General features: G+C 75.6%; 14 protein-coding genes. 4 read left to right on the forward strand and 10 right to left on the reverse strand.

What is annotated here, in order from left to right:
* Window positions 1–52: 52 nt before the first annotated feature.
* From BJP25_RS08815 to BJP25_RS08825, 3 genes are all read right to left on the reverse strand, one after another.
* Window positions 53–625 (reverse strand): class F sortase, encoded by a 573-nt coding sequence (locus BJP25_RS08815; RefSeq protein ID WP_075974355.1) that lies wholly within the window; start codon window positions 623–625, stop codon window positions 53–55.
* A complete protein-coding gene (locus BJP25_RS08820) occupies window positions 622–1,392 on the reverse strand; it encodes a choice-of-anchor P family protein (protein WP_233158007.1) in 771 nt (256 codons plus the stop codon). The genes BJP25_RS08815 and BJP25_RS08820 overlap by 4 nt, the downstream gene beginning before the upstream one ends.
* 406 nt (window positions 1,393–1,798) lie before the next feature.
* On the reverse strand, window positions 1,799–2,248 hold the full coding sequence (locus BJP25_RS08825; protein WP_075974357.1) for a MerR family transcriptional regulator: 450 nt from the start codon (window positions 2,246–2,248) through the stop codon (window positions 1,799–1,801).
* A 166-nt stretch (window positions 2,249–2,414) separates the two neighbouring features.
* Here BJP25_RS08825 and BJP25_RS08830 point away from each other — a divergent pair, with 166 nt between their 5' ends.
* The gene (locus BJP25_RS08830; protein WP_075974358.1) at window positions 2,415–2,831 is read left to right on the forward strand and encodes an ATP-binding protein; all 417 of its coding nucleotides are present in this window, start codon (window positions 2,415–2,417) and stop codon (window positions 2,829–2,831) included.
* Here the strand turns inward: BJP25_RS08830 and BJP25_RS08835 are convergent.
* A complete protein-coding gene (locus BJP25_RS08835) occupies window positions 2,824–4,590 on the reverse strand; it encodes a SpoIIE family protein phosphatase (protein ID WP_084793807.1) in 1,767 nt (588 codons plus the stop codon). The two genes, BJP25_RS08830 and BJP25_RS08835, sit on opposite strands and share 8 nt — an antisense overlap.
* A gap of 162 nt (window positions 4,591–4,752) precedes the next feature.
* On the opposite strand from BJP25_RS08835, the gene BJP25_RS08840 reads away from it, so the two are divergent.
* Window positions 4,753–6,246 (forward strand): FAD-dependent oxidoreductase, encoded by a 1,494-nt coding sequence (locus BJP25_RS08840; protein ID WP_075974359.1) that lies wholly within the window; start codon window positions 4,753–4,755, stop codon window positions 6,244–6,246.
* A 15-nt stretch (window positions 6,247–6,261) separates the two neighbouring features.
* Here the strand turns inward: BJP25_RS08840 and BJP25_RS08845 are convergent, their stop codons facing one another.
* Complete coding sequence (locus BJP25_RS08845; RefSeq protein ID WP_075974360.1) at window positions 6,262–7,023, reverse strand: GntR family transcriptional regulator; 762 nt, start codon at window positions 7,021–7,023, stop codon at window positions 6,262–6,264.
* Window positions 7,024–7,155: 132 nt separating this feature from the next.
* On the opposite strand from BJP25_RS08845, the gene BJP25_RS08850 reads away from it, so the two are divergent.
* Window positions 7,156–8,190, forward strand: a complete 1,035-nt coding sequence (locus BJP25_RS08850) for a YeiH family protein (protein WP_075974361.1) — start codon at window positions 7,156–7,158, stop codon at window positions 8,188–8,190.
* A 24-nt stretch (window positions 8,191–8,214) separates the two neighbouring features.
* Here BJP25_RS08850 and BJP25_RS08855 read toward each other — a convergent pair whose 3' ends face one another.
* Window positions 8,215–9,831, reverse strand: coding sequence for a peptide chain release factor 3 (locus tag BJP25_RS08855; RefSeq protein WP_075974362.1), 1,617 nt, complete (start codon window positions 9,829–9,831; stop codon window positions 8,215–8,217).
* 183 nt (window positions 9,832–10,014) lie between these two features.
* Between BJP25_RS08855 and BJP25_RS08860 the strand changes: the two genes are divergently transcribed.
* The gene (locus BJP25_RS08860; RefSeq protein WP_075974363.1) at window positions 10,015–10,872 is read left to right on the forward strand and encodes an MEDS domain-containing protein; all 858 of its coding nucleotides are present in this window, start codon (window positions 10,015–10,017) and stop codon (window positions 10,870–10,872) included.
* Window positions 10,873–10,903: 31 nt separating this feature from the next.
* On the opposite strand, the gene BJP25_RS08865 is transcribed toward BJP25_RS08860, so the two are convergent.
* The 4 genes from BJP25_RS08865 to BJP25_RS08880 form a co-directional block, all read right to left on the reverse strand.
* Complete coding sequence (locus BJP25_RS08865; protein WP_198943399.1) at window positions 10,904–11,731, reverse strand: cytochrome c oxidase assembly protein; 828 nt, start codon at window positions 11,729–11,731, stop codon at window positions 10,904–10,906.
* The gene (locus tag BJP25_RS08870; RefSeq protein WP_075974364.1) at window positions 11,686–12,216 is read right to left on the reverse strand and encodes a DUF2243 domain-containing protein; all 531 of its coding nucleotides are present in this window, start codon (window positions 12,214–12,216) and stop codon (window positions 11,686–11,688) included. Before BJP25_RS08870 ends, BJP25_RS08865 begins: the two co-directional genes overlap by 46 nt.
* A 60-nt stretch (window positions 12,217–12,276) precedes the next feature.
* Entirely contained in the window at window positions 12,277–12,615 is a 339-nt protein-coding gene (locus BJP25_RS08875; protein WP_158075621.1) for an STAS domain-containing protein, read from the reverse strand.
* Between the two features lie 93 nt (window positions 12,616–12,708).
* Window positions 12,709–13,068 carry an STAS domain-containing protein gene (locus tag BJP25_RS08880; RefSeq protein ID WP_075974366.1) on the reverse strand — a complete coding sequence of 120 codons (360 nt, stop codon included), beginning with the start codon at window positions 13,066–13,068 and terminating at the stop codon, window positions 12,709–12,711.
* Between the last annotated feature and the right edge of the window lie 65 nt (window positions 13,069–13,133).

The following is a 13,133-nucleotide window of genomic DNA, read 5'->3' on the forward strand; positions in this document are numbered from 1 at the left end:
CGGACGGGGGTGCCCGGTGGTCGGGCACCCCCGTCGGGGTCGGTCGTGGCGGTCAGGCGGCGAGCGAACCGTAGACCAGGACGTTGTCCAGGTAGCTGTGGTTCGCGGCGTCGAACTTCCCGCCGCAGGTGATCAGCCGGATCTCCGGGCGGTCGGTGTCGCCGTAGACCGCGTCGGTGGGGAAGGTGTCCTTGGCCACCTGGTCCACTTTGTACACGGTGAAGGCGACGGTGCTGCCGTCGGCGCGGCCGACCTCCACGCGGTCACCGACCGCCACGTCCTTGAGCCGCCAGAAGATGCCGGGCTTGCGGTTGCCGTCGACGTGGCCGAGCACCACGGCCGGGCCCGCCTCGCCGGGCGCCGGGCTGTCGCGGTACCAGCCCGCCTGCATCGGCTGGTCCACTGGCGGCACCTCGACGGTCCGGTCCGCGTTGAGGCCGAGCTGCACCAGGGTGGACCGGGCCGCGATGCTGGGCACGTCGATCCACAGCGGCGTCACCGGTGCGCTCGGCGCGCTCACCTGCGCCTGCTGCGGCGCGGACTGCGGTGCGGGCTCCGCGGGCGAGCAGGCGACCAGCGCGGCGGCGAGCAGGGTGAGCAGGCCGAGCAGCGGGCGGCGCGTCACCGCAGGCCCGCCGACCCGGTCTCCGGGGCGCCGACCGGGACCTGCGCGACCTGCCGGTCGCCCGCGGGCCGCGGCGCCGTGGTCGTGGTGGGCGCCGCGGGCGTGGTGGTCTGCGCGACCGAGGTGACCCGCCCGCAGGTCGACGAGGCCAGGATGACGTCCCCGCTGCCCAGCTGGGCGGCCGGGCCGCCGAGCAGGCGCAGGTGCAGCGCGTTGACCGTCAGCGTGCCGTCGGCGGCGGTCACCTGCTCGTTGACGACCAGCTCCAGCACCCCGGGGATGCCCAGCCGCTGGTTCGGGCTGCCGTCGAGGGGCAGCCGCCCGAGCCCCGCCAGGTCGAGGTCGACGACCGTGGCCGACCCGGTGACCCCGGCGGGGGTGGCGGTGCACTCCGAGGCCAGCGTCCGCACCGTGGGCGTGCCGCCCGCCAGCGCGGCCAGCACCGGCAGGCTCGCGTCGACGATCGCCGCGGTCGAGTGCACCCCGGCCCGGGAGGCCACCGACGAGCTCGTCACCGCCTTGGCCCGCACCAGCCCGGCCAGCGGCACGTCGACCACCGAGGCCTCGGTGGGCCCGGCCGTCGACGAGGGGGCCAACCGGCCCGTGTCCACCGTCAGCCCCTGCTCGCCCAGCACACCGGGCAGCAGCGACACCCTCGCCGAGGCGCCGAACGCCGACCCGGCGTCCGGTTCCGCGCTCGCGGGCGCCGCGGCGCCCACCACCCCGACCACGACCGCCGACAGGACGGCGGTGCCGCGGGTACGCATGTCCAACCGCATCAAGGCAAAACCCCTTCGCACAGGAGAAAGAGATGGCGGCCCGCTCCACACCCCGTCCCCCGGCGGCACAGGTGTCGATCACACACCCGGATGGGCGAGCGGGAGGGAAGCTACCAAACTCCTTGCGCCCCAATCGAAATCCAGCTCACTCATCGGGGTGGCCCGCAACTATCCTGCGTTGATCACCGACGGCCTTGAGCGCTGAACAGGGCGACGTCGACCCCGGTGGGTCCGACCGATCCGGTGACCCAGCGTCACCTCACCCCGGTGCGCGGTGCTCGAATGGCCGCACCGTTCACTCGTTGTCGTACACCTGCAAGGTGCAGCCGGGCGCACGCGTCCGCTGTGCTCCGCGCCACGTCGAGGCAACCCCGCACCGGTTCCGGCGCTCCGGTCAGCGCGCGGGCGACGCGCCCAGCTCCATCCCCGCGATGAGCAGGGGTAACCGCGCGGAGCTGGCGGCCTCGGCCTCGGCGTCACCCCGGTGGCGGGCGTCCCACAGCGCCGCCTTCTCCCGCAGGTACCCCAGCCGGGCCTGCTTGGCCCGGATCTCCGCCTCCACCCGCTCGGCCTGGCGCAGCAGCAGGTCGCGCTGCTCGGCCGAGGTCGACAGCCCGCGCGCCCGGTTGGCCAGGTAGACCCGCATGTCCTCGATGCGCATGCCCACCGCACGCAGGCACGCCAGCACCTCCAGGGTGTCGACGTCCGCGGTGCCGTAGCGGCGGTGCCCGCTGCGCTCGTCCCGGCTGACCGGCCCGATCAACCCGATGTCCTCGTAGTACCGCAGCGTCGGCTCGCTCAGCCCGCAGTGCCGCGACACCTCCTGGATGCTCAACGCGACCATGGCCCCCAGCGAACCACCCCTCAAGCGCTTGAGGTCAACGGCCCACCCCCGGCGGGGTCTTCGTGCGGGCGGTCGGCGGTCCTGCGACACTTCCCCCGGAGTGCGCACGCGCTCGGCGAGGAGGACGGATGACCACGCGCGTCCCGGCGGTCCCGCGCGGACGCCGATGACCGACACCCCCGCCACCCGGGCGCCCGCGCGGTTCACCGCCGAGATCGCCGCCCGCAGCGGTGAGCTGGCCGCGGTGCGCGACGACCTGCGGAGCTGGTTGCGCTCCCGCGACGCCTCCCCGGACCTGGTGGTCGACGTGCTGCTGGTGGTCGACGAGGCGATGACCAACAGCGTCGAGCACGGCTACCGCGGCGGCGTGCCGGGCCCGGTGCGGGTCTCCGCCGAGCTGGGGGCCACGGCCCTGCTCGTGGTCGTCTCCGACGACGGCTGCTGGCGCCCGCCGCGGCCCGCCCCCGACAGCACCCGCGGCCGCGGGCTGGAGATCATGCGCGCGGTGGCCTCCGCCGTCCGGCTGGACACCAGCCGCGGCACGACGGTCTCGCTGACGATCCCGCTCGACGGGGTCAGCTGACGCCTGCGCCGGGCGCGTCGACCCGCAGGGCCACCAGCACCGCGTCGTCATCGATGTCGTCGAGCACCACCCGCCGGGCGAACAGCCCGTCGAGCAGCGCGGGCAGGTCGTCCACGCCCCCGGCCCCGAGGTCCGCGGCGAGCTCGGCGGTCTCCACCCGGGAGTCGAGGCCGCGCCGGTCGGTCAGCCCGTCGGTGTGCAGCAGCAGCACGTCGCCCGGCGCCAGCTCGGCGGTGTGGTCGTCGATCCCCTTGGGGCGCAGCCGCGGGTAGCCGAACATCATGTCCCGCTGGTCGAGGACCTCCACGGTGCCGTCCGCGCGGCGGATGAACGGCGGCGGGTGCCCCGCGTTGGCCCACCGCACCTCCCACCGGCCCCCGGGCAGCGGCCGCAGGTGGCAGTGCACGAGCGACCCGGTGGCGGGTGGCCCCACCGCGGCGCAGGCGCGCTCGACCGCGTCCACCACCGCCGACGGCAGGCCTGCCGGGCGCTCCCAGGTGGCCTGCCGGGCCATGCTGCGCACCTGCCCCATGACCGCCGCGGCGTGCAGGTCGTGGCCGGTGATGTCGCCGACGGTGACGGCCAGCCCGCTGCCGCCGTCGAACAGCACGGCGTCGTACCAGTCGCCGCCGACGTGGTCGGTCTGCGAGGAGGGCCAGTAGCGCGCCGCCATCGCCAGCCCGGGGACCTCCGGCAGCGGGCTGAGCATGGCGTCCTGGAGCTGGTGGGCCACGGTGATGCGCTGCTGGAGGAAGCGGGTGCGCTCGACCGCCCGGCCGATGTAGTCGGCCAGCGTCGCCAGCACCACCTGGTGCTGCGGCCCGGCCTCGGGCAGCTCCGGCCAGCCCAGCTCCAGCGCGCCGATGACCTCCCCGGCCGCGTGCAGCGGGGTGCGCACCAGCGCGCTCAGCCCGCGCGCCAGGTGCGCGGCGGCGACCTCGGGGGCGAAGCCCGCGGCGATGGCGGCCTCGTCGGCGAACAGCGCCACCTGCCGCGGCCACGGCCCGTCGACCACCGGTTCCAGGTCGATGTGGACGTGCGTGGCCCCCACGGCCTCGGAGACGACGCCCGCCACGACCTCCCGGACCTCGTCCACGTCGACGGCCTTGGTCAGCGCCTCGGACACCGCCAGCAGCAGTTGCGAGCGCTCCAGCGCCCGCACCAGCCGGGCCTCCGCCGCCGCGGTCTGCGCCCGCTCGCGCTCGGCGTCGCGCAGCGAGATCCGCAGGCGCAGCCGCGCGGACGTGCCGTCGGCCAGCGCCGAGAGCACCGCCAGCTCCTCGCGGCGCCAGACCCGCGGCACGTGGTCGATCGCGCACAGCGAGCCCAGCGGTCGACCGGCGCCGTCGGTGAGCGGGAACCCCGCGTAGGCGACGACGCCGAGGTCCACGATCGCCTCGTTGTACCGCAGCACCGGGTGCTCGCGGGCGTCCTCGACCACCAGCGGCTCCCCGGACACCACGACGTGCTGACAGAACGAGTGCGACAGCGGCGTGCCGCGGCAGGACGCCCACGGCTCACCGAGCCCGACGGCCCCGGGGAAGTGCTGCCCCTCGGTGTCCACGAGGCTCACCAGCGCCACCGGCACCCCCAGCAGGTCGCGCACCTGCTCGGAGACGGCGTCGAACTCCGCGTCGGCCTGCGCCCCCAGCCCCGTCTCGCCCAGCGCGGCCACCCGCCCCGGCTCGGCCAGCGCCTCGATCACGGGGGTCTGGTCGGTGTGGACGTCCGGCTGCGCGCCACTGCTCGCGACGTCCACCGCACCTCCTCTGCCGCCGCGGCGGCGGGGTGCCTCCCACGGTAAGCCGCCGGGGCCCCTCGGGCACGATGAGGGTGGTCACCACGCGCAGGCGAAATCCGGTTGAGACCGCTGCCCCCGGGAACCCCGGCCCGGACACCGGAGCCTTCAGGAGGGAACGCCGTGGGGACGACCACCGCTGAGCAGTCGCTGTGGCTGCGGGACACCGCCGCCGACAACCACCCCGCCCTGGTGGGGGCCGAGCGCGCGGACGTGGTCGTCGTCGGGGCGGGCATCGCCGGGCTGACCACCGCCCTGCTGCTGCGCAGGCGGGGCGTCGACGTCACCGTCGTGGAGGCCGCGACCGTCGGTTCGGGCGTCAGCGGCAACAACACCGCCAAGGTCACCGCGTTGCAGTCCACGATGTACTCCTCGATCGAGTCCAAGCACGGCAAGCCCGCTGCCGCCGCCTACGCCGCCGCGGCGGGCGATGGCGTCGCCCTGGTCGCCCAGCTCGCCGCGGAGATCGACTGCGACTTCCAGCTCGCCCCGGCCGCCACCTACGCCTTCGCCCAGGGGGAGCGCAGGACCGTCGAGGCCGAGTTCGAGGCGGCCCAGCGCGCCGGGCTGCAGGTGCAGTGGGAGGAGCGGATCGACCTGCCGTTCGAGACCTTCGGCGCGGTGCGCCTGCCCGACCAGGTGCTGCTGCACCCGGCCAAGTACGTGCGCGGGCTCGCCGCCGCGCTGACCGCGGCGGGCGGGGTCATCCACGAGCACAGCCGCGTGCGCAGCGTGTCCGTCACCGCCCCGTACACCGTGCGCACCGCCGAGGGCGAGATCACCGCGGACCAGGTCGTCATCGCCACCCACTACCCGCTGCTCGACCGCGGCCTGTTCTTCGCCCGCTTGGAGGCCGAGCGCTCCTACTGCGTCGCCGCCCGGCTCGCCTCCGGCGCCCCGCCGCGGGACCTGGCGATCAGCGCGGGCTCGCCGTCCTGGTCGTTCAGCAGGCACGGCGACCTCATGGTCCTCGGCGGGCGCAGCCACCCCTCGGGCGAGCGCGGGGTCGACCGCACCCGCTACACCGACCTGGAGGACTTCGCCCGCAGGCACTTCGACGTCGCGGAGATCACCCACCGCTGGTCGGCCCAGGACCCCAAGGCCTACGACCTGCTCCCCATGGTCGGCTCCTACCTGCCCGGGGCGTCGTCGCTGTGGGTGGCGACCGGGTTCAACAAGTGGGGCCTGGCCATGGGCAGCGCCGCGGGCGCGGTCCTGGCCGACCGGGTGAGCGGCGCGGCGAGCCCGCACCAGGACCTGTTCACCCCGCACCGGGTCACCCTGCGCGGCGCCCCCACCCTGGTCAAGCAGAACGCCAAGGTCGCCGCCGACCTCGTCGGCGACCGCCTGCACTCGGCCGAGGCGGGCAGCGCCGACGAGGTGCCGGTGGACGAGGCGCGCGTGCTCTCCGACGCCCAGGGCAAGAAGGGCGTCTACCGCGACCGGGCGGGCGCCCTGCACGCGGTGTCCCTGCGCTGCACCCACCTGGGCTGCCTGGTGCGGTTCAACGGCGCCGAGCGCAGCTGGGACTGCCCGTGCCACGCCTCCCGCTTCGACGTCGACGGCGCCGTCCTGGAAAGCCCGGCCGTCGACCCGCTGGCGCCGCGTGAACCGTGAGCCGTCCCGGGTGGTTCAGCGCGGTGAGCCGGTGAGCCGGTAGCCGTCGCGGCCGGAGAAGTCGGCGGTCAGCGCGAAGCGGTCACCCCGCACCAGGGTGTGCCGCCACTCCACCGGAACGCCGCGCGCCCACCCGAGCCGGGTGATCGACAGCGCCGCCGTGCCCGCGCCGCAGCGCAACCGGGCGCGCTCGGCGGCGGTGGGCAGCACGGCGCGGACCTCCTCGCGGCCGTGCTCGACCCGCAGGCCGGTCGCCCGGTGCAGCTCGGCGTACAGGCTGGTGTGCCGGAAGTCAGCGTCGAGCAGCGGCCGGGCGGTGGCGGCGGGCAGCCACACCCGGTCGATCGCCAGCGGGTCGCCGCCCGCCAGGCGCAGCCGCTCCAGGTGCACCAGCGGGGTCGACGCCTCCAGGCCCAGGCGCTCGGCCACCAGCGCGTCGGCGTGCACCTCCAGCCGGTGCACCACGCTGTCCTGGGCCAGGCCCGCCGCCTCCACCGCGGCGAACAGGCTGTGCAGCGCGCCGACCGGCTGGGTGATCTCCGCCGGTGCGGCGACCCTGGGCTGCCTGCCGCGCTCGGCGACCACCGTGCCGTCGGCGCGCAGGTCGCGCAGCGCCTGGCGGACGGTCTGCCTGCTCACCCCGTACTCCTCGACCAGGGCGAGCTCGCCGGGGAAGTGCCGGTCGAACTCGCCCGCGCCGATGCGCGCCAGCAGGTGCTCGCGCACCTGCCGCCACAGCGGCGTCGCCCCGCTGCGGTCCAACTCGACTGCGACCACGGCACCTCCCGCGCGCACTCTAGCGAGTGGCCCCCGCCGCACTGGCTTGTCAAATGTACGGACAACTCGTAGCTTCAAATGTACAGACATTTGGAGGTGCGGGGTGGAGCGGTCACGTCCGGGGTGCGGGTCATGAGCGCCGGTGTCGCGGACCGGCCCACCGCCGCGGCGCGGCCCCCGGTGCGCCGGGTCGTGCCCGGCCTGCTGGTGGCCGTGGCCGTCGCGGCGGTCGCCACGGCGCTGGGCGCGGTGGTGCCGCTGGTGGGCGGGCCGGTGTTCGGGATCGCGCTGGGCGCGGCCGCCGGGTCGCTCGTGCCGCGGTTGCGCGGTCCGGTGTGGACGGACGGCTTCGGCTTCGCCGGGCGGGTGGTGCTCCCGCTGTCGATCGTCGTGCTGGGCACCGGGTTGCCCCTCGGGGAGGTCGCGCGGGTGGGCGTCGGGTCGCTGCCGGTCATGCTCGGCACGCTGGCGGTCGCGCTGGGCGGCGGGCTGATGCTGGGCAGGCTGCTCGGCGTCGGCGGGGACACCAGGACGCTGATCGCGGTGGGCACCGGCATCTGCGGCGCGTCCGCCATCGCCGCCGCGGGCTCGGTGCTGCGGCCCCGCCAGGCCGACACCGCCTACGCGGTGGGCACCATCGTCACCTTCAACGTCGCGGCCGTGCTGCTGTTCCCGCCGCTGGGGCACCTGCTGCACCTCGACGCGCAGGCGTTCGGGCTGTGGGCGGGCACCGCGGTCAACGACACGTCCTCGGTGGTGGCCGCGGGCTACGCCTACGGCGCCGAGGCGGGCAGGCACGCCGTGGTGGTCAAGCTGGCGCGCAGCCTGATGATCATCCCGGTGGTGCTCGGCCTCGCCGCCCTGGTCGCCCGCCGCGGTGGCGCGCACGGGCCCGTGCCCTGGCACCGGGTCGTGCCGCCGTTCCTCGTCGGGTTCCTCGCCGCCGCCACGCTGCGCTCCGCGGGCCTGGTGCCCGACCCCTGGCTGCCCGCGCTCGGCGCGACCGGCGCGTTCCTGGTCACCACGGCGCTGGCGGGCACCGGTCTGGCCCTGCGCCCCGCCGACCTGCGCGCGGCCGGGGTGCGTCCGCTGCTGCTCGGCGGGCTGCTCTGGGTCGCCGTCGCCGCGTCCAGCCTCGGCCTGCAAGCGCTCACCGGCGCCCTGTGAGGGCCACCCCTCGGGGCGCCTGCCTCAGCTGCCGCCCTCGGCCAGCAGGGGGCGCAGCTCCAGGTCCGGGTGCGCGCGCTGCATGAGCCGCAGCGCCATGTCGTCGAGGAACAGCGCCAGGTCGGCGCCGTCGAGCCGGGTCAGCACCTCGCTGCGGGTGCCGCCGTCGACGGTGGTGCGCTGGTCGGGGCGGGCGAGCAGGCGCACGGTGCGGTAGGCCAGGTGCTCCAGGCGCACGGGGGAGTTGAACTCGTGCTCCATCCGGTGCGCGGCCACCTCGAACTGCATGGGGCCGACGGCGGCGAACACCGGCGCCGCGTCCCCGCGCAGGTCCGAGCGCAGCACCTGCACCACGCCCTCGGCGCCGAGCTGCTCGACCCCCTTGCGGAACTGCTTGGCCCGGCCCAGGTCCACCGGGCGCGCCACGGCGAAGTGCGCGGGGGCGAAGCTGGGCAGCCCGGGGAAGCGCACCGCGGGCTTGCCGTCGTGCAAGGTGTCGCCCACCCGCAGCGCGTTGGCGTTCACCAGGCCGATGACGTCGCCGGGGAAGGCGGTGTCCAGGGTCGAGCGCTGCTGGCCGAAGACCTGGTGGGCGTACTTGGTGGCGAACGGCTTGCCCGAGACCGCGTTGGTCACGACCATGCCGCGCTCGAACACCCCCGAGCACACCCGGGCGAACGCGATCTGGTCGCGGTGGGCGGGGTCCATGCCGGTCTGCACCTTGAACACGAACGCCGAGAACGGCGCGTCCAGCGGCCGGTCGGCACCATCCACACCGGCCCGCGGGGTCGGCTGCGGGGCCAGCTCCACGAGTAGGTCGAGCAGGTGGCGCACGCCGAAGTTGCGCACCGCCGCGCCGAAGAGCACCGGGGTGGCCGACGCGGCGGCGAACCGGTCGACGTCGAACTCCCCGTCGGAGGCCTGGAGCAGCTCGGCCTCCTCGCAGGCCCGCGCCCACTCCGCGCCGACCGCCTCGGCCGCCGCGGCCGGGTCCAGCCGCACGTCCGGGGCGGCGGTGGCCCCGCCCGCGGTCGGCTGGTACTCCACGAACTGCCCGGTGCGCACGTCGAGCACCCCGCGCAGGTGCCCGGCCTGGCCCACCGGCCAGGTCAGCGGCATCGGCTGCAGGCCGATCCGCTCGGTCAGCTCGTCGCACAGCTCCAGCGCCTCGCGGCCGGGCCGGTCCCACTTGTTGATGAAGGTGATGACCGGGATGCCCCGGTGGCGGCACACGTCGAACAGCTTCAGCGTCTGCGGCTCCAGGCCCTTGGCCGCGTCGAGCAGCATCACCGCCGAGTCGACCGCCGACAGCACCCGGTAGGTGTCCTCGGAGAAGTCGGCGTGCCCGGGGGTGTCCAGCAGGTTCACCACCGCGTCGCCGTAGCCGAACTGCAACGCCGCGGAGGTGATGGAGATGCCGCGGGCGCGCTCCATCTCCATCCAGTCCGAGGTCACCCCGCGCCGCCCCGCCTTGCCGTGCACGGCCCCGGCCTCGGAGATGACCCGCGCGTGCAGCGCCAGGGCCTCGGTGAGCGTGGACTTGCCCGCGTCCGGGTGGCTGATCACGGCGAAGGTCCGGCGGCGACCCGCCTCGCCCACCACGTCGGCGTGCGCGGCCTGGACGGTGCTGCCGGTCGACACCCGTGCTCCTCCGTTGTCGTGGGCTGGACTGGGGTGACGCTAGTCTAGGCCGCCCGCCGCGGGCGCCCCCGGGCCCCGCGCCCGGCGCGGTCCGGGCGGTGGGCGGCCCCCGCGCGGGTGAACACCTGGCCACACCCGGCGCGGACGGGTCAGGATCGACCGCACCTCGGCTAGGGTGGGGTGATGCGGCGCCACGGGACGGTCGAGCACACCGGTGACCTGGGCCGCGCCGATCACGTCTGCTGGGCCTGCGACGGTGCCGAGGAGTTCGTCGGACGGGCGCGGACCTTCCTCGACCAGGGCATCGGCCTGGGCCAGCAGGTCTGGCTGGTCGCCCCGGGCGACCCCGGCGAGCTCACCGACCGGCTGCTCGGCACGGGCGACCCGGCCGCGGGGCGGCTGCGCGCCGCGCTCGGCGCGGGTGGTGCCCGGGTGGTCTCGCTCGACGACACCTACACCGCGGGCGCGGTGGTGCGGCCCGACGAGCAGGTCCGGGTGTACGCCGCGGCCACCGCCGCCGCCGTGGCCGCCGGGTACACCGGCCTGCGGGTGGCCGCCGACTGCACCGAGCTGGTCGCCACCGGGCCCCAGCTGGCCGCCTTCACCCGCTACGAGCACCGCGTCGAGCGGATGATGGTGGACGTGCCGTTCTCGGCCATGTGCGCCTACGACCGCGGCCTGGGCGAACGGGCGATCGAGCAGCTCTCGGCGGTGCACGCCACCGGCAACGACCCCGCCACCCGCTTCCGCCTCTTCGGCACGCCGGGCGCCACCGCCGGGCTCGCGGGGGAGCTGGACCTGGCCACCCTCGACCTGCTCCGCGCGGTCCTCGACCGCGCCGACCCGGAGCCCGGGGCCGACGGCCGGGTCGTCCTCGACGTCGCCGACCTCGGGTTCGCCGACCACCGCTCCCTGCTCGCGCTGGCCGACCACGCCGACCGGCACGGGGCCACCCTGGTGCTGCGCTCGGCGCCGCGGGCGGTCGCCCGCGTCGTCGACTTCCTCGACGTGCCGACCCTGCGCGTCGCCGCGGCTGCCTGACCGCGCAGGCAGTCTCCCGCTCCACCGTCCGTCACGCGCTCGCAGCAGCCGCGGACCGCCGGGCGCGGGTGCGGGCTGTGGTCAGCAGGGCGACGGCGAGCAGGAGTTCGGCGAGGTCACCCCCGTAGTACATGACCTCCGCGGCACCGCGCACCTGGTCGGCTGGCGCGTCCACGCGGGTCCAGAAGCCGCCGTACAGCAGTTGTGAGACCACCGCGTGCACCGCGATCGCGCAGCCGAGGTAGACGAGCCGGGTGCGGGTGCCGGGCCGTCCCGGGTGCGGGTCGGGCCCGGCGATCACGTGCGCGAAGAGGGTGCCCGCGACGAGGAAGTGCGCGTGCAGCAACCAGTGCCCGGCCGGGTGGGCGGTGAGGACAGTGAAGAGTGGTGTGAAGTACAGCGGCACCAAGCTGACCGTGGACAGGAGCAACGCCGTCAGCGGGTGGGCGAGCGCACGCAGCGGACGGCTGTGCAGGAGCGCGCTCAGCCGCCTGCCCTGGTGCACGGGAAGGGCGCGCAGGAGCAGCGTCGCGGGAGCGCCGAGCACCAGCGCCACCGGTGCGTACATCCCGACGATGAGGTGTTGCACCATGTGCCCGCGGAAGTCCGCTCGCGCCCACGTCGCCACCGGCGGCAGGAACGCGACGGCGAGGAGGACGAGCCCGGCGCCGAAACTCGCGGTGCGCCAAGGGCTCCAGCCCCGAGCGGGGTTGCGGGCGCGGGAGCGGCGCACCAACGACAGGTAGGTCGCCGCGGCCAGAGCCAGGACGAGCGCGGGCAGGGCCGCGCCCGCGTCCGCGCCGTGGTGGTGCATCAGGACCGGGCGGGCAGCGGCCGCGCGCTGCGCCGCAGCGCCCACCCGCCGAGCACCAGCAGCGCCCCCAGCAGCAGGAACCCGAGGTCCCACCACAGCTGACCCGGACCGCTCCGCACGTGGTGGATGCCGAGCACGTGGTGGTCGAGGACACCTTCGACCAGGTTGAACAGGCCCCAGCCCACCAGCACCCACCCCCACAGCGCCCGGGAGGTCCACGGGGTGCGGCGGTCAGCGGTGAGCCGCGAGTGGAGCAGCGCCAGGCCGGTGAGCACGGCGAGCCAGCACACGGTGTGGAAGACCCCGTCCCACACGGTGTTCATGCCCAGCCCGGAGACCGTGCCTGGGTCGTAGTAGGGCACGCCGATGTTGTCGGTGTCGGTGCTGGTGAGCATGTGGTGCCAGCGCAGCAGTTGGTGCAGCAGGATGCCGTCGACGAACCCGCCCAGCCCGACGCCGAGCAGGGTGCCGGGCAGCCGGAGGGCGTCGCGCGGACCCGCGCCGGTCGCCGCGCGCGTCGAGCTGGTCATCGGTGGCCTCCCGTGATCGGCTGCCACCGGCTTCCCCGCGCCCGGGGCGCGAAACCCGGGTCAGGGGTGCCGGGGGCCGTCGACGCGCGGCTGGCGGGGGAGGCGGGCCGCGGCGATGTCGATGACTCGCGCGACGATCGAGCCCGGTCGCACCAGGACGGTGAGCCGCACGCCCGCGGCCGCGCAGCGGTGGTGCAGCCGCACCAGCTCGCGCAGGCCCGACGCGGCCAGCAGCTCCAGCGGGGTGAGGTCGACGACCAGCTCCGCCTCGGGCGCCGTCCGGTCGAACGCGGCGTCGAGCGCCGCGCGGAACTCCTCGGTGCTGCTGATGTCGACGGCCCCGCGGAAGACCGCGCGGACCACGGCCGACCCGGTCCGTGCACCGCTCGTGTCTCGCACGCCGCACCTCCAACGTCGCATGACGGGTGGCTCACCGTACTCGCGGCCCCAGGGGATCGGAAGCCACGACCACAGGGGGGTGAGACGCCCGCTTCACCGCTGCGCGGCGGATTCCCGCACCCCCAGGTCCTCAGCGGACACCTCGCGCGCGAACCGGTGCACCCCGGCGATGGCGAGCAGTTCGCGCACGTGGCCCGACGGCGCCGTCACCAGCCACGCGGTGAACCCCAGCGCGTCCGTGGCCGCGCAGAACGCCACGACCTCGCGCACGGCCGCGGTGGACAGGGCGCCCACACCCCGCAGGTCCAGCACGACGACGACGGCTTGCTCGACCCGTCCCCGCGCCTCGGTGAGCGCCTTGGCCAAGGCGCCCGCCTCCCCGGCCCGCACGTCCCCCGCGACGGCGATGACCGCCGTCGCGCGGCCCAGCGACCCCGTGTCGAGCGTGAACACCCGTCTGCCCTCCAGCCCGTTCTCCTCCGGGCACCCCGTGCACCCGGTGGGCTCGCCTCGACCTG

It is taken from the genome of Actinokineospora bangkokensis, from assembly GCF_001940455.1.
Classification (GTDB): domain Bacteria; phylum Actinomycetota; class Actinomycetes; order Mycobacteriales; family Pseudonocardiaceae; genus Actinokineospora; species Actinokineospora bangkokensis.